The organism is Sporomusaceae bacterium, assembly GCA_031460455.1.
Lineage (GTDB): Bacteria > Bacillota > Negativicutes > Sporomusales > UBA7701 > Anaeroselena.
The window spans coordinates 25,066-46,510 of sequence record JAVKTQ010000003.1 but is presented as its reverse complement, the minus strand read 5'-3'; the positions used below and the strand labels follow the sequence as shown (position 1 = coordinate 46,510).

At 53.3% G+C, this 21,445-nt stretch carries 20 protein-coding genes; 3 read left to right on the top strand and 17 right to left on the bottom strand.

The features are described from left to right. Positions 1 to 124: 124 nt before the first annotated feature. Entirely contained in the window at positions 125 to 1,198 is a 1,074-nt protein-coding gene (msrB, locus tag RIN56_06975; protein ID MDR7866548.1) for a peptide-methionine (R)-S-oxide reductase MsrB, read from the bottom strand. Positions 1,199 to 1,496: 298 nt separating this feature from the next. On the opposite strand from msrB, the gene RIN56_06970 reads away from it, so the two are divergent. Then, positions 1,497 to 2,624, top strand: coding sequence for a hypothetical protein (locus RIN56_06970; protein MDR7866547.1), 1,128 nt, complete (start codon positions 1,497 to 1,499; stop codon positions 2,622 to 2,624). 58 nt (positions 2,625 to 2,682) lie between these two features. On the opposite strand, the gene RIN56_06965 is transcribed toward RIN56_06970, so the two are convergent. The 11 genes from RIN56_06965 to RIN56_06915 all read right to left on the bottom strand — a co-directional run bounded on the left by RIN56_06965 (position 2,683) and on the right by RIN56_06915 (position 14,842). After that, positions 2,683 to 3,204, bottom strand: coding sequence for a DUF1453 family protein (locus RIN56_06965; protein ID MDR7866546.1), 522 nt, complete (start codon positions 3,202 to 3,204; stop codon positions 2,683 to 2,685). Positions 3,205 to 3,266: 62 nt separating this feature from the next. Then, positions 3,267 to 4,361 carry a metallophosphoesterase gene (locus tag RIN56_06960; protein ID MDR7866545.1) on the bottom strand — a complete coding sequence of 365 codons (1,095 nt, stop codon included), beginning with the start codon at positions 4,359 to 4,361 and terminating at the stop codon, positions 3,267 to 3,269. A 75-nt stretch (positions 4,362 to 4,436) separates the two neighbouring features. Next, the gene (locus RIN56_06955) at positions 4,437 to 5,384 is read right to left on the bottom strand and encodes a hypothetical protein (GenBank protein MDR7866544.1); all 948 of its coding nucleotides are present in this window, start codon (positions 5,382 to 5,384) and stop codon (positions 4,437 to 4,439) included. A 35-nt stretch (positions 5,385 to 5,419) separates the two neighbouring features. Beyond that, positions 5,420 to 6,940 carry a hypothetical protein gene (locus tag RIN56_06950; protein ID MDR7866543.1) on the bottom strand — a complete coding sequence of 507 codons (1,521 nt, stop codon included), beginning with the start codon at positions 6,938 to 6,940 and terminating at the stop codon, positions 5,420 to 5,422. Between the two features lie 62 nt (positions 6,941 to 7,002). Then, a complete protein-coding gene (locus RIN56_06945; protein MDR7866542.1) occupies positions 7,003 to 7,689 on the bottom strand; it encodes a carboxypeptidase-like regulatory domain-containing protein in 687 nt (228 codons plus the stop codon). A gap of 42 nt (positions 7,690 to 7,731) precedes the next feature. Continuing rightward, positions 7,732 to 8,850: a hypothetical protein gene (locus tag RIN56_06940; GenBank protein MDR7866541.1), complete on the bottom strand. Its 1,119-nt coding sequence runs from the start codon at positions 8,848 to 8,850 to the stop codon at positions 7,732 to 7,734. Then, positions 8,840 to 10,021, bottom strand: a complete 1,182-nt coding sequence (locus tag RIN56_06935; protein ID MDR7866540.1) for a hypothetical protein — start codon at positions 10,019 to 10,021, stop codon at positions 8,840 to 8,842. The genes RIN56_06940 and RIN56_06935 overlap by 11 nt, the downstream gene beginning before the upstream one ends. A gap of 58 nt (positions 10,022 to 10,079) precedes the next feature. After that, positions 10,080 to 11,075, bottom strand: a complete 996-nt coding sequence (locus RIN56_06930) for an HAD family hydrolase (protein MDR7866539.1) — start codon at positions 11,073 to 11,075, stop codon at positions 10,080 to 10,082. A gap of 47 nt (positions 11,076 to 11,122) precedes the next feature. Next, entirely contained in the window at positions 11,123 to 12,049 is a 927-nt protein-coding gene (locus tag RIN56_06925; protein MDR7866538.1) for a transporter, read from the bottom strand. Between the two features lie 58 nt (positions 12,050 to 12,107). Next, a complete protein-coding gene (locus RIN56_06920; GenBank protein ID MDR7866537.1) occupies positions 12,108 to 13,817 on the bottom strand; it encodes a TIGR03768 family metallophosphoesterase in 1,710 nt (569 codons plus the stop codon). 224 nt (positions 13,818 to 14,041) lie between these two features. Then, positions 14,042 to 14,842, bottom strand: a complete 801-nt coding sequence (locus tag RIN56_06915; protein MDR7866536.1) for a LytTR family DNA-binding domain-containing protein — start codon at positions 14,840 to 14,842, stop codon at positions 14,042 to 14,044. Between the two features lie 68 nt (positions 14,843 to 14,910). Here RIN56_06915 and RIN56_06910 point away from each other — a divergent pair, with 68 nt between their 5' ends. Further along, entirely contained in the window at positions 14,911 to 16,215 is a 1,305-nt protein-coding gene (locus RIN56_06910; protein ID MDR7866535.1) for a GHKL domain-containing protein, read from the top strand. 244 nt (positions 16,216 to 16,459) lie between these two features. Here the strand turns inward: RIN56_06910 and RIN56_06905 are convergent, their stop codons facing one another. Then, positions 16,460 to 16,816 carry a GHKL domain-containing protein gene (locus RIN56_06905; protein ID MDR7866534.1) on the bottom strand — a complete coding sequence of 119 codons (357 nt, stop codon included), beginning with the start codon at positions 16,814 to 16,816 and terminating at the stop codon, positions 16,460 to 16,462. Positions 16,817 to 16,936: 120 nt separating this feature from the next. On the opposite strand from RIN56_06905, the gene RIN56_06900 reads away from it, so the two are divergent. After that, positions 16,937 to 17,902, top strand: a complete 966-nt coding sequence (locus RIN56_06900) for an IS481 family transposase (GenBank protein MDR7866533.1) — start codon at positions 16,937 to 16,939, stop codon at positions 17,900 to 17,902. 184 nt (positions 17,903 to 18,086) lie between these two features. On the opposite strand, the gene RIN56_06895 is transcribed toward RIN56_06900, so the two are convergent. The 4 genes from RIN56_06895 to RIN56_06880 form a co-directional block, all read right to left on the bottom strand. After that, positions 18,087 to 18,533, bottom strand: coding sequence for a chemotaxis protein CheW (locus RIN56_06895; protein MDR7866532.1), 447 nt, complete (start codon positions 18,531 to 18,533; stop codon positions 18,087 to 18,089). A 14-nt stretch (positions 18,534 to 18,547) separates the two neighbouring features. Further along, positions 18,548 to 20,233 carry a methyl-accepting chemotaxis protein gene (locus RIN56_06890; protein ID MDR7866531.1) on the bottom strand — a complete coding sequence of 562 codons (1,686 nt, stop codon included), beginning with the start codon at positions 20,231 to 20,233 and terminating at the stop codon, positions 18,548 to 18,550. Between the two features lie 444 nt (positions 20,234 to 20,677). Next, on the bottom strand, positions 20,678 to 21,112 hold the full coding sequence (locus RIN56_06885; GenBank protein MDR7866530.1) for an ATP-binding protein: 435 nt from the start codon (positions 21,110 to 21,112) through the stop codon (positions 20,678 to 20,680). Beyond that, on the bottom strand, positions 21,109 to 21,417 hold the full coding sequence (locus RIN56_06880) for an STAS domain-containing protein (protein MDR7866529.1): 309 nt from the start codon (positions 21,415 to 21,417) through the stop codon (positions 21,109 to 21,111). The genes RIN56_06885 and RIN56_06880 overlap by 4 nt, the downstream gene beginning before the upstream one ends. Positions 21,418 to 21,445 lie beyond the last annotated feature (28 nt).

Below are 21,445 nucleotides of genomic sequence, written 5' to 3'. Positions count from 1 at the left end.
GCCTCAGACGCCGCCGGCCCATTCCCGCACATCGAGAGCAATGACCTTCTCGGCTTTAGTGAATATATAATCCTTCGCCGGTTGGTCAATCACTATCTCCATAAATCTTCCCGCCCTCCCGCCATTATTTCACAAAAGGAATAAACTCCTCGTACCCTTCCGCGGCCATTTTATCAAGCGGTATAAATCTTAGCGAAGCGCTGTTCATACAATACCGCCGCCCACCCCGATCCTGGGGGCCGTCAGGGAAGACGTGTCCCAGATGGCTGTCGCCGTATTGGCTGCGGACCTCGATACGTTCCATTGAAAGACTTCTATCCGTCTTGGTAGTAACAGCATTGGCGACAATCGGTCTTGTAAAGCTCGGCCACCCGGTCCCTGAATCGTACTTGTCCCGGGAACTGAACAGCGGTTCGCCGGTAACAACATCGACATATATGCCTTTTTCATGATTATTCCAATACTCATTGGCAAATGGCGGCTCCGTCCCGCAGGACTGGGTGACCCGGTATTGCGTGCTGGTCAATTTCTTGCTGATTTCTTCCTGGCTCGGCTTGGCGTAAGTCCTGGAAGCCTCTGCCGCTTTATCGGTCCGGGGAACAGCCGCAGGTTCCACCGGCACGTTTACCTTAGCCATAGGGTCGTTAGCCAGGCTGGAAAGGTCAATGTGACAATATCCGTAGGGATTTTTATCGAGATATTTCTGATGATATTCTTCGGCCGCGCAATAGTTGCGAAGCGGCAACACTTCCGTAGCTATCGCCGCGGAATATTTTTTTTGCTCTTGGGCGATTACCTGATCGATTATTGCCTTATCGGCCATATCCTTGTAGTAAATACCGCTACGATACTGGCTGCCCCAGTCGTTTCCCTGCCTGTTTACAGAAGTTGGGTCAACCACTTTAAAAAAGTACGTCAACAGAGTGGCCAGATCAATATGCCTGGGATCATATTGAACATAGACCGTCTCCGCGTGACCGGTGTCGCCGCCGCAAACCTCTTCATAGCTTGGGTTCTCCGTATTACCGTTCGCATAACCGACGTTCGTGCGGACAACCCCTTTAAGCTTATCCAGATATGCCTCCAGTCCCCAAAAACAGCCGCCGGCAAGCCATATTTCCCGCCTGCCCTCAGCGACCAGCGGTCGAATTTGGCTGCTGCCTGTTTCCCCGGTGCCCCTGGGGTTATCCCCGCCCATTGCCACCCCTCCTTCGATTATCATTATTTATTAGTTTATCCCGATTTTATTGTATCATATTTAAGAATCTTACCGGGATAAGTCCCCGACAAACGACAAAAAACCGCGTACTGCGCGGGTTATCGGCTTTACTCAGCGATATTTTCCTTGCTCAAATATACCTTTCGCGGAGATTCGGCAGGTTTTTCGGGAAAATTGACGAAAACGGATAAGTCGTACATTTTAGCAGCACCAGCAAACGACTACATGCAGCATTGCAAGAAGAAAGATCGGGCGAAATAATCCGGATGGGGAAAAAATGATTAAAAACCTTAATATCGTCTGCGTTATGCTGATCGGCTCGGCCCTAATCGGCAGTCTGGTCGCTCAGCCAGCTTTTGCGAGTGGCGAGCCGCCGCTGTCCCGCGCGCTGCAGATATCGGGCCTCTATGTCGTTGATTTCCGGCTGATTGACGTATCGCCAGACCGGGTCGAATTCTTTAAAAACCAGAAAACCGTATACATCAGAAACAAGACCGACTTCAACGAAACCCTTTGGCTTAATATGAATATGCGGCTTGACAAAAGCTGGACCGCTTATGCGCGCGTTACGCAGAATTTTGCCCAGCATCCTAATATTTTTTCCGCCGACCAGTCCAGGTATATCAAGGGCGGCGACAATTTGGTCGCATATCTGGATATGTATGGCCTATCCTACGCAAATGGAGCCACTCACGCAAAGATTGGCCGCCAGGATTTGAAACTCGGTCCCTTGGGAATGTTGGCCGACACCACCCTAACGGTAGGCGATTCAAATGTCTACGGTGTCAGCATTTCAACAAAACGAGGCAAAATGACTTACACTGGTTCGTATTCCAGCCAAGTCGATAACAATACCCCAAGGAATTACGAAAATAAGATATGGTCTGTGGGCGCTTCTTACGCGGCTGACCAAAAGGTGACTGTCGGCGCCTACTACGCCGCGAAAACCAATGCCGACGCAGCCCTTAACTGGGGTTCTAAAACCGCCAACTACGCCGAAGTGAACCTGAATTACAAAAACATCGTGCCTAATGTCAGCTTTACCTGCGAAGTTGCCTGGACAAAGAACGATCCCTTCGTCAGCGGCCTGCCGGCACGAGTGTTGGCCACCTTTCCATCCGGCACGATCAAGTCATATATTTATCAGCTTGCGTACCAGCTGGACCGCCAGAATGTCCTGAAAGCCGGGATAGTTTCCATCCCCTTTCTGGCGGGGACCGGCATGTCCTCCCTTGCCCCCAGGGCGCACTTCATCAACTTCCAGCACGCCATTAACAAGCAGGAAATGGTGGAAGTGTATTATAAGGCCGGCAGATACGATTTCCCGTCCGCGCTTTACCAAATCTACGGGCCGGGCCCCTATCCCGAAAGATTCCTGCGCATCACTTACTGGCACAAGTTCTGACCCTCACCCGGAATTTGCCGAAGGCCCCCCGACCCGTAACTCCTGGCTAACCCAGGGGTTACGCTCTTTCTGCGAGCTTCGTCTGTTGCTCCCTCCGCATGAGGAACGTATAGAAAAAGATATAATAAGCGATCAATACAAACATAATAGCCGTTACAGACGGGTCGCGGACATACTCGGCTGACGGTACTTGCCGCGCCAATTGCCCATTGGCGGCCGCGCCAAACAAGGCGGCAATATCCTCATAGCCTTTGTGAATAAAACGGCCTACCAGTATCACGAAAATGCACTTGCCAATCACCTGATTCTGGCGGTAGAACCAGTCGTTGTCACGCCACTCGAACGCCGAGGTGCGGATCGAGTACCAGGCGATAATATACCCCAACAAAATGCCGATGCCATCGAAGAGGTACCGCACAGGATTCGCGTAGCCCGTGACCAGCAAACCAACCCCCAACCCGATCATCAGCGCTATCCTCAAAAGCGCGCGCCATTTGACGAACTTTTGAAACCTGAGTTCACGCCGGGCACGCAGGTAAATTTTGAACAACACCAGCACAACTATTATGATGATCGCCACTGTATGATGCTGCATACTTACTCCTTCAAAAGCCTGCCCCGTTTCCCGAACCCGGTGTAATGTCAGGGAATAAGCGCATATGTGTCATAAACGTATTTATTGTTATTCTGATCTAACCAATACTCCGTGGCCGTGAGCGACTTTTGGCCGTCATCCACCGTGAAAATGCTATACCCGGGGCGCCCCTGCGTATTGGGCACCGGAGTCGTCGGAAAGACATTCGTCAACCGGCTGTCCACCGTGGCGGGGTTATAATTGGCATCTGAACCCAAATTGCCGATAACGATTTGCGGCAGCCCGTTCGCCCGGCCGCGGAAATAAAGATGCTCATGTCCGGAAATATACGCCGTCACCTGATTATCAGTCAGCAGCTTCCAAAATTGATCACGCAGGTTAGTCTGATCAAACAAATTAAACTGAGCTATCTTGCTGCTGGCGGTTGTATCGGGAGTAAAAGCCGGGCTATGGCCCATAACGAAGATATGTTCCGCTCCTTGCCTGCTTGCCAGTTCGTCCTTTATCCACTCCATCGGCAGCGTAACAATGCCGTTCGCCGCATTAACATATTGGTCTACCATGATGAACTTTATTTTATTATGCACGAAACTATAAGATAATCCTTTTGCCGCCGGCGGTCCGTTCTGCGGCATGGTTCTGGCAATATCCGCCATATATGCCTTGTTTAATGCCGGATCCTCATTATGGAGACCATAATCATGGTTGCCCCTGATCACGAATAAAGGGATATTCGCCCGGCTGAAAGGGGCGGTTACTTGCTTATAATAGGCATACTGCATATCATATTTTCTAAATACCGGCGAAGTCATTAAAGTTTGGGCTCCGGTGATCAGATCTCCTGTTTGTATAACGAAATCAGGATGTTCGTCGACAATATAGTTTACGATGGGGGCGAGATGAGCGGTAACCCCTGTCCTGGTTCTTACCATGTCGCTGTCATGGGTATCGCTGATCATGGCGAATGTCCAGGTTTGCGCGTTTACCCCACCTGGCCGCGTTTCCGCCCGCGCGACGACAGCCGGCAATATAGCCGGCGACAATCCCAATAATCCGGTCAGAGCCACGCATGTTTTGATAAAGCGGCGCCGGGGCAATTTGCCCTGCTGCAACAACTCCCACAAAGACGGCCTATCGACCATAGAATCTTTTCATCCCCCAACACAGCGTTCCTCCGCGCCGGGAGGAACGCTGTTGTTTTGTTTCCGCTTCCGCGATTACAGCCCTTTCAGGAGACCGTTGTTATTGCTCGGCACCGCCAGGAATATCAACTGCATATCGGCATAACCGCCGGCCTGAAGGATAACGACCAGATCAAGCCCGGGCGTACCGCCGGCCACAGCCGAAAAATTGGGATAAGCCAGGCCGGAAACATTCAGGAAGGCCGGTATCGGCACTGGTGTGCCTTTTGCCGAGCCGTCCGCCCCTGGTTGAGTGTTCCAAAATCCGCCGAGGTTTTTGACTATCGGCTTCCAGCTATTAGCATTTGTCCCCAGCCCCTGAATCATAAGGAAATGCGTGGTGTTTTTCCAGTTGCTGTAGTAGATCATCGTATCATGGGCTGTAAAACCGTAATTATTGGTGCCGTCGCCGAAGCTGAGGGCGGTTGCCGCATAGTTCTCGGTATTCCCGGCATAAGGCGTGTCAAAGCCCACGCTGGAGGTGACGATAAAATTCAGGGCCGCGGTATTTCCGCTCTGGGTAAAACTGTTGCTGTTGAACACAATCGGTACCGAATCGTACCACATTGGCTGCGAGTAGCCGGACTTCACCTCGTTTTTCAGCACCCAGCCGTTGTTCAGGTTGTTCAGCGCCACCTGATAGGAATGATAGGCGGCGCTGCCGCCGAAATTGTTGGTGTTTGTGCTTGGCTTGTGGATGCCGGCCAGCCAAAACCCGTTGAACGACCCGGTCGTCATCCCGCTAAGCATGGGTTTGCCCAACCCGGCGCCGAGCGATATATCCCAGGGCGTCATATTGATAATATCCAGCACTCCCAGTGTGGAGACATTGGGATTGTTCGATGACACCCCCCACCCCGGAGCCATCTCATTATAGGCAATTATGTTTGCATAAGGAGCGGCGGGAGCGGCGGCGAAAGCCACGCTGCCGAATACCGTCAGCAGCACCACCAGCGAACACAGCAGGATCTTTCTTTTTGACATTGGCGTATCCTCGCTTTATCGTTTATTTTCCTTGCTTATTTCCGGGCCAGTTTTGTGAGGTATTGCTCGATGGCAGGCAACTCATTCTTATGCTTTTCCAAAACCGTTTTCAGTTGGACACCCAGGTTCTTCAGCGCGGCGGGGTCGTTTTTCACCTGGGCATGCTTGCCGCGAACACCGAAAAGATCGATAATCAGTTTCGCGTCCTGCGGATTCTTCTTGGCAATCGCCGTCAGTATCCCCAGGATTTTCGCCGATTCCTGGGCCTGGGCCTTGGTCGGCTGGTACTTGGCGCCGCCGGCCATTTGCGTCGGGGCGTTATTATTGATATACTGCTGCACCTGGTTCGAGGCGTAAACGCCTTGATTCAGCACGACGACGAACAGGATATCCGCGCCGTTAGGCAGGCTTACTCCATAATTGTTTTGCGGCGACTGCCGCCAGGTTGTGACAAACACGGCGTTTTGCTGGGTCAGCGGCAGCTGCTGGTTGGCAGCGCTTTTAACCTCATACATCAGCGACTGGCTGTCGCCCGAATAGGCGCTCAGCGTCGCCCCGCTGGGGAAACCGGCTGGATCCGCGGTAGCCGTAACGTTGATGCCCTTGGATTTTGCCGGATAAGCCTTATCGGTGGTAACATTGACATTCGTGCTATTGGCATTGGAAACAGCAGTGACGATTCCGTCGACTGTCTCCCCTATTCCGTCGATTAAATCGATTATCGCCAACGGATCGCCTTCTATTGCCATCTTGCCATCGGCCAGGATATCGGCCGCCGTATGCAAAGCATGCAGTATCGAGAACCCCGATTGGGGGATGGCAACGCTGCCGGACGTGCCTCCGCCCAAACTATTGATGTTGATGTCATAAGCGGCCTGCACCGTTCCGTTCGAATTCAGCAGGTTCAGCTTCAGGGTGGCGACCGCGGCCTGGCCCGCATTGAGAGCACTGGCACTCACGGCGCCGAAGTTGGAAGTGATGTTTTTGGCGTCGCTGCTGGGATAGCCGGTGAGCACTTCGGAGTTGTAGGCTGCCGCTCCCTGATTGTTTATTTCGTTGCCAAGTTTCACGAACTGGACCTGTTTGTACATGCCACTTAAAGTCCAGGAGGGAAAAGTGGTAAACATACTCATCCAGCCGGAATTCTTGCTATAAGCGATATTGTTCTGCGAATCCACAGTTGCAATCGGGTTCAGCGAGAAATTACCGTTATTCGTAGGCGTGACATTTGGCGTAAGGATATTGGCGAAAGTAGCCGTTTGACTGCCATTGAGATAGTAAACTCCCGGCAGCCCTGCAGCTATGGGCAGAGGTACCGGCCAGCCCGTTGTCGCGTATCCGTTCGGGGCGGTGAACGACATATTCATATTGATCGGCGACTGGGTCAGGTTTAAGACTACCACCGGCAAACTCCCATAGGTGTTCAGCGCCACCGACGTCGCCGTCGGCGGTGTAGGCGCCTGGCCGTCCGCCGCCGCCACCGTGCCTGATATAACACTAAGCGCCAGAATCAGGGGCAAAACAACTTTGAATATCGGTCCTTTAAAAAAACTCATCGACTGTTCCTCCTTGAAATTTTATTGCCTTCCGGCCTGTGCCGACTCTGATGAGAACAAAGCTACAGTAGCTCGATCCGCAGCCCGTTATGGGCGTAAAACTCGATAATCCAGGAATCGAAATCGCCGCTTTTCACCGTGATGATCGAATATTTTTCCCCCATCGGCATGTACAGCTGGATAAAGTCGGCGGAGCCTATCGGGACGTTCTGGCCGATGCCCTGCCTTTTGTTCATCAGCACGATTTTGTCCGGTTTATATACATCGAGGAAGGTCTCGAGCATAACATAGGCGCCTCTTTTTATCGTCAAGGTACACTCCGCGTTTTCACTGAGGTCGAACCGCTTGGTCTCCGAAACATAGTAAGAGCTATAGTTCTTGGTCTCCTTGATTATCGCCGGAAAATCGTAGCCATCATGGCTGCGGAGCGCCCGGACATTGGCGTAAAAATAATACGCGCCGCTCTTCAAATGCTTGAACACCGCTTTGCCGCTCTCATCCGTCCGGGCCCGCGCTTTTTCCTTGCCAGCCAGATTGGCCGGCATGGCATGAAGCTCGACATCGCTGATCGGCTGGCCGTCCTCGTCCTGCAGCGTCACGGTAAGGGTCGGCGGCAAAACATCCTTTTGCCCCTCCGGCCCGTTGCCCGCCGCATAACCGCCGCGGACCGGCAAGCCGCAGGCAATAATGACGAACGCCACGACAACCGCCAGCGGCAACCGCCGGTATCGCTTAAACCATTTTGTCACAGGCATCCTCTTACCTCCGCTCATGTAAGGCGCTCAAACAGTCTACTGCTCCGGCAGAATGCGTACAGAAACGGTCAACACGCCGACCTTGTGGGTCATTTGCTTGGTTTCCTGGCTGAATAAATACTTCAGGAAGGGTATGTTCATCAATATCGGAATGCCGCTGACCGACCGCGTTTCGGTGTCGCCGGCGAAAACACCGGCAACATAGACGCCGCTGTCCGCCCTCACGAGCCCTGTAGTTGTCAGCGTCTTGGTGGAAAATTCTTTGGCCGACTGCTGCCCTACCTGGACACTGCCGGTAACCAGCGCCATCTGCATATATACATCAAGCTTCACGACACTCTCGGACGGCCTATCGGCATTATACTTGACAATCGTGGGGGTAATCTTGACATCGCTGCTGATCGTCTGCGAGGTCAAGGTTGCATTCCCGTTGCTGTCGGTCGTCTGCAGAGGAACGATTGTCTGACTGAGCAGCTCGCCCTGAATACCGTTGGGGGTATAAATATTACTGCCCATGATAACCCGGCTCTTGGACAGCGACCTGGTCAGCTGGGCGTTGAAGCCCAGCGCGCCGCTCGTCGGCGCCGGCATCCCGGTCGTAAGCGTATCGGTGACCGAGCCCTGCACCGTCTTCACCCATTGCCCTATATTGGGGAAAAATTGATAAGTATTGCTGCCGACCGAACGCTGCCACGCACTGACGCCGTAAGTCACGTTGCCGGTGAGCGACGACCAGTCGATCCCCGTAGACTGGTTATTGGCCATATCCAACTCGCGCAGATAAGCGGAAATTATTAAGAGGTGCGGCCGGCCCACCTCCGCCAGCAGCGCTTGCAGCTTGGCGGCCGCGTTTCGCAGCTGCCCTTCGTCCGTCCCCGACAGCAGCGCCATCGCCGGCGCGCCCTTCGGCTGCAGCAGACTCACCGACATACCGGCGAATTCGGGCATTTGCTGCAAATAGGTCAGCAGGTTGGTCACCGCCGGCGCGTTGCCGTGAACCACCGGCAGCGCTACCGTGCCATTTTCCACCGCTATATCCGAAACATTTCCTTCGGCGTAAGCCGGAGCGGCATATGCGCCGATGAACACCAGCGCTGCCGCCGCCAGCAACAGCATTTTACCGATGATCCGGCAGGCGTTGTTGTCAGTACGCATAGCCATCCTCCTTCGTTACAGGCAGAATGCGCACTGCCAGGGTCAATATCGACGCCGAGTGTTGCAGGCTTACCGATTCGGAAGAAAACAGATACTTGAGTACCGGCACATTCATCAGGATCGGAATGCCGCTGCTGGATTTGATCCAGGCGTCGCTCGCGAACAGCCCGCCGATGATCCGCTCGTTATTGGCCTTCGTATAAAGAGTGGATGTTAAGGTTTGCACGGTATACTGCAGAGCCGACGAGCCGCCGCTGAAGGTCACCGTATCCGTCGGCACGCTCAGCTGCACGACTACGTCGAGGCGGACGACGCTTTCCTCCGGCCTCTCCGCGTTGAACTTCACTATTGTCGGCGTTATCTTTACATCGCTGCTGATAACCTGGGTATTGAAGGTAACGACGCCGTTCGAAGTTAGGGGAACAGGCATCGAATCATCATTCTTTATCTCGGCCGTTGTGCCATTGACAATATTGATCTCGCTGCCGACAATGACCTTGCCCTTCGACATCGCTTTCGTCAGGCTCGCCGTGACGTTTACGGGATTAGTCAGCCCGACCGTGTAACCGCTCGTGCTCTTCGTTATCGTAGGCTGCTTATTCAGGCTGGGCGGCGCCGCCCCATTGCTGTCCCATTCCCGTGTGTACGTCGTCGTTACCCCTGTCGTCAGACCGCCCTGCACACCGTTGGGAAACCACGATAACCCCGCCTCGTCGTCATTTTCTATCGTTATTTCCCGCAAATAGGCGGCAACCACCAAACGATGGGGCTGTCCCATCTTGCCTACGATAGTTTTTAGTTTCTCGGCCGCATACCGCAGCCGGTCTTCACCCTGATTGCCTGCCAACAGAATCTTCGGTTTTGTCCCGACAGGAGCGAACAGCGTCATGCTGATCCCCTGAAAATCCGGATCCTGGGCCAGCGATTGCAAAAGACCCTGTACCACCATCTCATTGCCGGGCATTATCGGCAGAATGACGACGCCGTTGACGAGGCGATAGCCGGCGACATCGGCGGCAACAGCCTCCGCAGGCGTCACCGGTGCGTTGGCAGCGTCGTTCACGGCATCCTGGGCCGCCCAGCCCCTCGCGCCATAGCTCAAGAAAAACAAAGCTGTCGCGAGAACGATGAAATACGGCCGTATGCTGTGCTTTTTTAACGACAGCTTCATGAGACCACCTAATCCCCAAATGCTATTGAAAGTTTCTTTTCCTATGCCCTAAAAAATGTTACTCGTTCTCGAACACGTAGATGCTCTTCCAATCCTTCTTCATGTCGACAACCGTCCAGCCTTTCGCCCGTGCTTCGTCCAGCGCCTTGTCAAGGCGGCCGTAGACGGATGTACGGTCATAAGCCCATTCGCGCTCGGCGTCGGTGTGGTGGACAAGGAGCGCGAACCGCGTGTCTTTGCCGGCCATCGTCCACTGAAGCATTTGCAGATCGCCGTCAGAGTTGCCGAAGGCGGCGATGGGACGGCGGCCGATGTACTGTTCAATGCCGATCGCTTTGCCCGCGCCTCCATCGATAAAGCCGACCTCCGGCAAAAATACTATCACCGGCTTGCCGTCGCGCATCTTGAATTCCGTCTTGATACTGCTGCCGACCACCTGCTCGGGAGGGATGCCATAAACCCTTTCCGACAAGGGGCGCATGAAATCGGCCAAACCGCCGGATACGATGAAGGTCTTAAAACCGTTGGATCGCAGATACTCAAGCAATTCGCGCATAGGTTGGTAAGCCATTTCCGTGTACAGTCGGCCGGTCTTCGGATGCCTGGCCGTTGCCGCCCAGTCCTTGACGGTCTGGGCGAACTCTTCCGTGGTGTAGCCGGCGTGCGTGGCATAAACGAGCTCGAGCATGGTATTATAGCCGCCGGCGTGGACCGTCTTCAGGTCGCCCGCCAGCACAGCCTTGACCGGCTGTTTATCATGCCATTCGGGGTGCGACGGCGCCAGCGCCTTGATGCGGTCGTACAAAAAGGCCTCCGGGAAATACATCGGCTGCTCGGGCCACAGCGTACCGTCATTGTCGAAAGTGGCGATACGCTCCGCAACCGGGACAAAGCTCGGCGAGCCTGGCCGGGTCACTTCTTCGACAAAGGTTATGATGGCCTTCTTGGTTGCGGTATCGTTCCATGACGGCAGCGGATCGGCAGGCACGGCGGCAAAGGCCGTGTTTGCAAGCAACAGCAGGATAAGAAAGCTCTTCATAAGTAGATTCTGCATTACTATTCTCCTTATAAACTCAGATTGCGTATTTGCTGCCGCCCATTTCAAAACTTATAGACTACCGTAAGTTGCCCGTAATCGCCATGCATGCGATTCGTCTCACTGAGGTCATGGAGCCACTTGGCGACCACCGAAACCTTTCCCTTGCCAGCCTTGGGCGTCCACAGAAGAGCCGGCCCAATACCGTAGGCTTCGCCCTTGAAACTGCCAAGCACAGCGCCGCTGCCGCTGTCGCCCGACACCTGGCGGTAGTAATAACCGTGGAGACCCACGGCAAAGCTTGGCGTAAGGAACTGGTTCGCCGCGAAATCGACGTGGAACTCATTCCCCGACCGGTAATTAGTGGCGGTGTTCGTCTTATTGACCATGATGCCGGGCGTGACGGAGATTTCGGTCCCGGTCTTGGCATTGAGCCACGTAATGGTCAAGGAGGTGTCGAAACTCCAGTAATTCCTGCCGACATTGGCGAGATTGCCGGCAGTATACCCGCCTGTCGGGACAAAGATCGATTCGACAAGCTTATAATGGAAATCGCCCTTCCCCCAATACAGCGCCGCCGAAACCACCGCATCGCCGATATCCGTTTTGCTGTCGGTTGCGCTGCGGGCAAGCGAAGCTGTCCCGACATTCGCCCGAACGCCCATATGTCCCACGGGAACAGCCGCGCCTATCTGCAGCCGGCTGCCGAGAACAGGCTTCTCAAATGTATAGAAGCCCCCGATATAATCGTAAAAAGCCTCGGCTTTCAGATCCAGATGAACAGCTCCGCGCAGCACGGCCTTATGAGCCGTTCCGTTGTAATACAGCATCTGGCTGGCCATCATGAATCCGGGGGCAGGCGGCACGGCGGCGGCGAAGGTTGTGGAGGAACCGGGGAAGTAATGGCTTGACGCCCCTTCCGTGGCCTGCGCCGTTTGCATCCCCATAATCAGGCAGCACACCAGTAGGGGAACAACAAGCATTCGCTTCATAAGTGGCTTCTCTCCGTTCTTGTAGCAAGATTCGTTGCCGTTCAGCTTGGGGTTACCGTTACTCGCGTATCGGTGTGCCGCAATTGCTAATCTTCGCCTGCATCTCAGGGCTCAACTTTTTGACAAGCTCTGCATTGTACGAGCCGGAAGGGAGAAACGGCATCTCATTGTTGAATACCTGCTGAGCCCCGACGGCATAAGAACGCGAAATCGCTGCCGGCGAGCCGTCCTCGACGGTCGGATTAACGTTGGTTACAAAGATCGAAACCGTATTATCGCTGTTGCGGACAATCTCGAACGTGCGGAACTGCTGGGGGAAATCGCGCAGCGACGCCGTTTCGACCTGCCAGAAGCCAAGTTCGGGGCGTTCCGGATCAGGCGATGTAAACGCGGTGACGGTATTGATATGACGGTGGCCCGCTATCCACGCGATGAGATTGGGATATTCATGCAGCTTGGCAAAAAGCTCCCCCTCGGATACATAAGCGTCTTTGCTCCACGCCATCATGGAATCCCCGGATTCGACGCCTATCGGGATATGCGCGGCGATAATCATCAGCTTGCCCTCGGCCTGACCCTTTTCCAGCTCGCGCACCAGCCAGACATAACGTTCCTCGTCGATAGAGCCGTGGCCATAGCCGAGAGAAGGGGGATTGTTCGACTCGTCGTGCCTTTGGGTATCGTCGAGCACGATAACCTTGAGCGGCAGATCGGCCTTCGGTTCGAAGCTATAACAGGCAAAATCCTTGTCCACATTGGCCTGGCTGAAACCGTGACCGACAGGCTTGGAGGATGTTTTCAAAAACTCGCTCATCCACTCCTTTTTCGACAGCGAACGGCGGTCTGGATCGGCTGCCGCTACCTTCGGGGGAGTCGGAAAATCCTTTTCAGGTCCTGCGCCGATAATGTCCCCATAAGGCGTCGAGCCATCGATGGCGCCCATGTAAAAGCCCCGGCTGTCCAGACCGCGGGGATCGGCAAAGAGATTGCCCAGATTGACGATATTCTCGCCGACGAGACTCTGGCGAATATAATCGTTCGGCGGCATGAACCCCATCCAAAAATGGTCGTGGTTGCCGAGGGTCTGATACCAGGGGATATCAAGCCCAGCCGCCTTGTAAGGCTTCTGATAATCGATAGTGTCGGCGCCGGCATGCTTTCCGGAACTCGGCGCAATAGCTCCGCCGTCGAGAACATCGACATACCAGCGCAGTTCGTTATACTGAGTGCTGTTGCAGGTGTCGCCCAGGGAAATGCCGAAATCCAGAGGATTTTGCTTATGAATAGCGTTGACCGTCCGGACGACGGCGTCGAGAACATGGGTGGTATACAGCATAACCGGAGAATACCCTGAGGAAACCCCGCCTTTGTAACCATAAAAAATCGCCTGCGCAGGACTTTCCTTGTCGGAGATATGGATATCGGCTATCGTAAAAAACCGCAAAAGCCTGGCCGTCTTTTTAGCCGCTTTGCCGGCGTACGCGGCAGGCATGAGGTCCAACCTCTTTTCATAACCGACCCCCTCGGCGAACCGCCAGGCGCTGTAGCCATACTGGGCATATCTGGAGACCTTTGACGGCAGAATCTTCGGCGAAGTGGCCGGCACGGGCACGGGCACGATCGTACGCTCGACCGTCGTCTGGAAACCCGGCGCGGCCCCCACCGGGTGAAGCAGCCACTTGGCGCCGGGCAGAAGCGCGCCGCACGCCACCAGCGCCGCTCCGGCCAGACCGGTTTTGATGAATGTCCTTCTGGATAATCCTTTCATAAACCCTTCTCCTCCTTATTCCTGCCGGCGAATTCTCAGTGGTCAGAATATCAGCCGTCGCAAAAAACTCGCAAATTATACAAATTCCTTCTTTAATTATACAAAACCTCCGGAAAGTATCATTCGACCAGGGAAAACTTGCAGGTTTTTAAGGAAAATTAACGAAAATAAAAGAGCCATGCGTCACGTTGTCGCATGGTCCATAATAAATTGCTGCTATTTAACTATCCATCGGCATGCAAAAGATCAAAAAAAGCTGCTCTGGCCACATCCTTGTACACCCGGCTGATCGGTATCACAGTGCCGTCCCTCAGCACAAACTTATCGCCTGCGTATTGCTCGATATATAAAAAATTGACCAGATAACTTTTGTGAGACCTTATCCACAGCTTTGACCGATGAGACTGTTCGAACCCGTCCAGCGTCGTATAAACAGCCAAGCGCTTGCCATTGGCCAGTATAATCATAACCTTATTCTTCTCGCTCTCCAGATAAAGGATATCCGTGAGCAAAATCCGTTGGGTTGCGCCCCCGCTGGTAATCGCGATGCTTTCTTTCGCCGCTTCTTCTATCTGGTCGCATGCTTTGTCTATAACTCCCGCCAACTTATCCGCATTAATCGGTTTTACCAAATAAGCCGTGGCATTGACCTCATACCCCTCATAAACATAATCCGTCGAACTGGTCAAAAATATGATCCTGGCCAGCTTGTCCTGCTGACGGATCAACCGCGCGCACGTCATGCCGTCCATATCTCTCATGATGATATCCAGAAACACAATATCAAACTTCAGTTTTTTACTCTCCAGTACCGAATTCAATTTCTCGGCGCTGTCATAATCGAGAACTTTTCCGGCACTACCCTTGTTATGCAAATAAGCTTCCACAGCTTTACAGATATGGACTCTATCATTAAAATCGTCGTCGCATACCGCAATAATTAATATTCTTTTCCCCTCCCTCCCCGGTGGTAGCCCGCTGCCATCTTGCGCTACAAATGGAGGCCCTATACCGGGAACTAGCATTATTGTACAATATTTGCCCGATATTGTCTTCCATATAACAGACAGTCTTCTACAATGGAGGAAATCATATGGCGGAATCAACCCTGCTTCTGGTCAATATAAGCCGGGCAATCTTCTTCATCGCGAACCTTTGGCTTACATACTCCTTCCTGACCCCCAGGCGGCCAGTCTGGTTTCAGATTAGCGCCTACGCCGGCACATGGGTGGCCCAGTACCTGGCGCGTCTCCTCCTGACGCCGACGGGCCTCGACACGTTTTTGATCGGCCATATGCTGACCATATTGTACTTTATCCCCATTGCCCTCATTTTCAAAGAAACGCTCAACGCCAAATTTTTTGTTCTCTTCATGGTCACCTCTTTGTCCCTGTTCAATTTCCTCATCTGCCTGTTTCTGGAGCAAATAATCTTTGGCCGTATGGTGGGCGGTTTAGTTCTGGCGGGTCAACTGCTGGAACTGGCATCGATACCGCTGATAAGAAAACATATCACCCCCCATGTCAAAAACATCCTCGAAATCATCAACCTCCAGAATCCCCTTTTTACGGTGTTTCCGCTCCTGTCCTTCATCCTGCTGGCTTTCTACGCCGTACAAAGAACCTACCTGCTGTCCATTTTTATTCCCCTGGTATTATCGGCTGTCATCATCTCCATCGCCTATTACCTGATCGCCATATCCATCGACCGCACCAAGCGCCATCAACTGCTCGAAAAACAACTGGCCCTGCAGCGCGATCACTACCGCAACCTCAGCGACAGCATTACCGCTGCCAAAGCAAACCGCCACGACTTGCGCCACCACCTGGTGACAATCTCCGAGTTCTTAGGCAAAAAAGAAGCTGCCGCCGCCCACGAATATCTGAACACGCTCTGCAATCACTACGACGACAGCCATATCCCCACTGTCTGCCAAAACCAGTCCGCCGACGCGCTCATCTGCCACTACTTAAAACTGGCTAAGCAACAAGGCATCGAAGTCGACCTCAACCTGCACATCCCTGATAACCTGGGCATCGACGACCAGGACCTGTGCGTCATCATCGGCAACTGCCTGGAAAATGCCACCGAAGCCTGTAATAAAATCAGCGGCACCGAGCGGCGCTTGATTGATTTTAAAGCCTCCATCACTAAAGGATATCTGGTAGTCAAAATAACAAATACATTCAACGGTATCGTTCAGCCGCTGAACGACGGTTTTGTCTCTTCGAAAAAACATGCCGGCAGCGGCATCGGGCTATCAAGCGTGAAAACCCTTGCCGCCAAATATCACGGACAGTGCCTTACATCCTTCGATCACCGCGTTTTTAAAGTATCCATCTCCCTGAAACTCTCGGAAACGCATGCCGCGCCGGAGTTTATCAACATCCCCGGATAATATTCCGGTTTCAGCCCGCGGAAAGTTTCATCCCCACCACCAGCCCCGCCACAACCAACAACAAACCCGCGTACAACGCGGGTTTGTTGTTTTTCCGGCTTTGCCTGGCGGCGGCTGTGCCTTGCCCCGGTATCTGATACCGGGGCAAGGGGTTGTTTGCCGGACAATGGGGGACGTTCGTAGCGGAGCGCTGATAGCCAGTCGATATAAAAGTGCGCCAGTTGAAGCAGATGATTACTTTAATTCAGGGGATACTGAATGAGCGCGATTCGGCAACTGTTTCCGGAAGTTGCAAAAAGACAGCAACTTTGAATACTTGTTGTTCACAATAAATAGAGCAATAACCGTGGTATTTGGAAGTTAGCGCTTTCACACTGGCAAGCCCCATTCCATGATCATCGCCATCTTTTGAGGAGACAAAACTATCGCCTTGACGGAGGACGGAACCATAAAAAGAATTAGCAATTTTAATTACCAGATGATTCTTAGCTATGGTGGTATTAATGTCAATATAACGCAACTGATCTTGGGGCATTTTTACTGCAGGCTTCAACAGCGTTTTCCAAACAATTGCCAAGAATAACGCACAGGTCTTGATCATCAATACCTAAATCATTAGGCAAATACAAGTTTGCATTTACAGTAACACCTTGCTCCTGTGCTACCTTTAGGTGTATGATTCACCTACATCGTTTCACCCCAGAGGTGGAATACTTTGGATATGGATAAAGAAATGTTGAAACGATGGAAATGGGTTCAAACCTATCAAAAAACCAAAAATGCGGGCCTAACCTGCTTGCGATGCGGCATATCCCGACCGACACTTCGGAAGTGGTGGCGACGGTATCAAGACCATGGCTTGGAGGGGCTTAAGAGCCAAAGCCGACGTCCCCACAGCTCCATCCGGAAAGTGCAGGATTTAGAGCATGGTTGGGTTATGGAGCTTCGAAGAAAACGGAAACTTGGAGCACGCCGAATTGCCAATGAGCTTCGGCGACTATACGACTTTTCAATCAGCCTGGCTACGATACAGAAAGTCCTCGTAAAAGAGCAGTGCTCCTTTTTGCCCCGCAGGAAGCGCTCTGGGCAAAAGACACGCCGCTACAATCGCTCCATACCAGGCGACCGGGTTCAAGTGGATGTGATGAAGGTTAGACCGGGATTATACCAATATACGGCCATTGATGATTGCACGCGATACCGGGTTTTGGGACTGTATCCGCGACGAACCGCCGAAAACTCCCTGGACTTTTTGGAGAAGGTGTTGGAGGAGCTGCCGTTCCCTGTCCAGCGGATTCAAACAGATCGTGGATTAGAATTTTTCGCTTACTCCTTTCAGGAAAAGCTGATGGAGTATCACATCAAATTCCGCCCTATCCGCCCCGGCTCACCTTACCTGAACGGAAAAGTGGAGCGGAGCCAGAGGACTGATAAGGATGAGTTTTATGCCACTGTCGATCTGTACGATCCTGAGTTATCTACGAAGCTAGAAGAGTGGCAGGATTACTACAATTGTTTTCGTCCTCATCTTTCTCTTGGCAATCAATCGCCCTGGCAGATCTGGCTCGACAAAGCTGCTGTTACGCCACTAAGTGAAGAAATCTTTGCAACCTATGATGAATCACGGGAGACGATCCGCGATCAAGATTATGCCTGGGATTCGCGTTATCAAAAATTGAAACGATGAAGGTGAATCTCACACAGTAAGATATTTGTTATTAAAAATATAGCTCGGGCGAAGCCTCTTTAACCACTATGCATGCCCCGAGTCCGAGCGCAGTTGCTTTGATCAGGCTTGGCGTAATGCCTTAACCATCCTCTGGAAAGTATGTCTGTCAGGGAGGCCGCCTGCCTGGGCGGCCTCCCTGACATTAACTCCCAGGGAATGCGATTGCCTGTTGCTCTTCTTCGCTCAACAGCTTGTCCAGGTCGAGGATAATCAGCAGCCGCCCTTCCAGCTTGCCAATGCCCCGCAGGAATTGCCCGGCGTGGCAGACCGTCTGGGCCAGCTCGATGGCGCTGTCCTCTATCCGCAGCACCTCCGTGACCCCGTCCACCACCACTCCGACTTCCCGCCTAGCCGCCTCCACGATCACCGCCTGCGCACCGTCTGTCTTTTCGCGCACCAGCCCGAACCGTTTCGCCAAATCAATCACCGGGATTACCTTTCCCCGGAGGTTGATGATTCCCTCCATGTGGTCGGGGGTGTTGGGCAGTTTTGTCGCCCCGCCGTAGCGGATTATTTCCTTCACCTGGGTGATGGAAACGGCGTACTCCTCTTTCCCCAGCCGAAAGACGACTAATTGTTCCGACGCCATGTATTTCCCCCTCCCTATACCCGGAACCTGGCAACCGCCGACTGGAGCTCCTGGGCCAGTTTTGCCAGCGCCTGGCTGGAACTCGCGATTTCCTCCATCGAAGCCAGTTGCTCCTCAGTGGCCGCCGAGACGCTCTGAGCTTCGCCTGCCGACGTCTTGCTGAGGGTGTCTATCTTCCTGACCGAGCCTACGATCTGCTGGCTACCGCTCGCCATTTGCTGCACGGCCGCCGAAATCTCCCGCACCTGGCTTGAAACCTGCGACACCAGCGCCACGATTTCCCCGAACGCCAGCCCGGCGGCGTTGACCACTTCGGCTCCGGTCTTCACTTCCCGTGTACCGTCGTTCATCGCCACGACCGCTTTGTCGGTGTCCCCCTGGATCTCCCCGATCAGTTCGGCGATCTTCTTGGCCGCTTCCTGCGACTGCTCGGCCAGCTTCCGCACTTCCTCGGCAACCACCGCGAACCCCCTGCCCTGTTCGCCGGCGCGTGCCGCTTCAATCGCCGCGTTCAAGGCCAAGAGATTGGTCTGCCCGGCGATGCCGGAGATTGTATCGACGATCTGGCCGATCTCCTTCGAGCGCTCGCCCAGTTTGGCGACGACCTTGGCTGACGTGTTGACCGTATCTTCGATCTGGGCCATCTGACTGACCGCCCTATCTACCGCCTTGCCGCCATCCTTGGCTTTATCGGCAGCCTGAGCCGACTGCTCGGCCACCTGGTTGGTGTTGGCCGCAATCTGCTGGATGCCGGCCGACATTTGCTCGACAACCGCTGATGTCTCGTTGGCCGCCGCCAGTTGCTCCGTCGCCCCGTTGGCCACATCGGTGATCGAGGTCGCGATCTGGTTGGCCGCTTGGGCCGACTGATCAGAGCTGGCTGTCAGTTCTTCGGACGAGGCTGCCAGCTGTTCGGCGTTGGCGTTGATCTGCTGAATCAGAGTCTTGAGCTGAACTACCATCGTGTTGAAGGCCGTGGCCAACTGGCCAATCTCGTCCTGGCGATCCACCTTCACTTGTTCGGTCAGATCGCCGCCCGCCACCTTCTGGGCCACCGCCGCTAGCTGGTTGACCGGCCGGGCGATGCTGCGGGCCGCAAAGAAGCCGATAACAATGCCCAGCAGAGCGGCAATCAGGGCGGCGCCGATGGCCACAGTCGTTGCGTGACGTGCGTTGTTCGTCGCCTCCTGCATTGCTTCGTTAATCCGCTTGTTTCGATACTCCTGGGCCTCGTTGAGTTTATCGATCAGGGCCTTGGCTGCAGGCACCAGTTCCTGTCTCATCACCTGTAGCATTTCTTCCTGCTTGCCGGCCTGCACCAGGGGGATAAATTTCTTTTCAGCAGCTTCTTGATACTTGTCCTCCAAGGTTTTGATTTCGCTGGCCAGTTGTTTCGCCTCTGGTCTCCGTGCAGAGTTGATAAGGTCTGTTTCGATTTTTTCGTTGGCATCGGCGGCCTTCTTGTAGTCGTTCAGCAGCTGCGGATCTCTGGTGATATAATATCCGCGCAGGATAGCCACCTGGTCTGATGCGTTTTTACTGATCTGATTGGTTTTGAGCAGGCGGGGTAAATCTTCCTTGTCGACCTGCTCCACCAACCGCGCCGTGTCGTTGACCTCCATGATGGTGAAGACGAACCCCGCCGACGCAGTCAGCACCACCAGCATGAAAAAAGCCACCATTTTCATCGTCAAATTCATTTTCATGTTCTCTTTCCCCCCTAAAATATATTCTAATTTCATCGGCGGCCATCCGCCGGGGTACGCGACGCGATGTCTGTCCGACCTTGTCCCGTGCTTCGGGTGTTTTATTGGTTACACGCTTGTGGTGTCTTCGTCACCTTCAACGCCATAACAAGTGAGTTTGGACCGTTAGGTAGTTGGTCAACACTTGCGTCGATATTTCTGTGGAGTTCCGTACAGACAGCTGCCGTCGATAGCGTCCCATCCTGAAAGTACGCCTGTATAACTCGCCAGGAAATAGTGAACCTCCACTTTGCAGTCAAGGGCGCCATCCAGCCAGTGTCAATTCCTTTCGCGTTGGCGTCTTTCAACTTCCAGGGTTCAGCGCGAAGAACTTTACCCTGTCAAACCTCCAAACTTACGGTTTTGTATCGATCAGTTCATTATCCCGAAGTATCGGCTTTAACCGGAAATATCGCTACTACCCGGCATCTTTTTTGTCATCCGGACCCGGTTTCCGCGCTTGTTATAACTCAGTTTATCCGCCGCAGCTTTCATGAGGAATATACCCCGCCCGCAGTCGTTGTCCAGCACCATTTCGGGAAACTCCTCCCTGCCGGCCTGCTTCAGATGCTCCTGAAAATCAAAACCTGCGCTGTAGTCTCTTACTTCAGCGACTACTTCGTTGTTGCGCACACCTAGTGTCAGCGAAATTCCCTTCGTGGTCCGTCCGTACTTGAGAGCATTGTTCACCGCCTCGTTAATCGCCACTTCCATAAGGATGGAGTGCCTTGGGATAAATTGTTGGAAGTATTCCCGGATGAGAGTGCGAACATAGCGGAAACCGTCCCAATCGTAAAACCTCAGTTTTAAACATGAATTAAATTTGTATGTCATGGCACAATCTCGAATACCTTATTCAACCGGGTTAATTGGAAAAGTTCGCTTACCAGACCGTTGAGCCCCCTCAAGGTCACTCGCCCGCCCATCTTCACGGTCTGTTTTTGAACCGCGACCAATACGCCGAGTCCGGAACTGTCGATATAACCGACTTTCGTCATATCGAATTCGAAGTATTTGGCCCCGCTCTGTATTTTTTCTAGCAGCTCTTCCCGCAACACCGACGCATCCTCCACGTATATATCCCCCACAAGAGATACGGTAACCCGGTCGTCGACGGCCGTAATTTGGTGTTCCAGCATTTTTATCTCCTCCTTCGATTGAGATTTT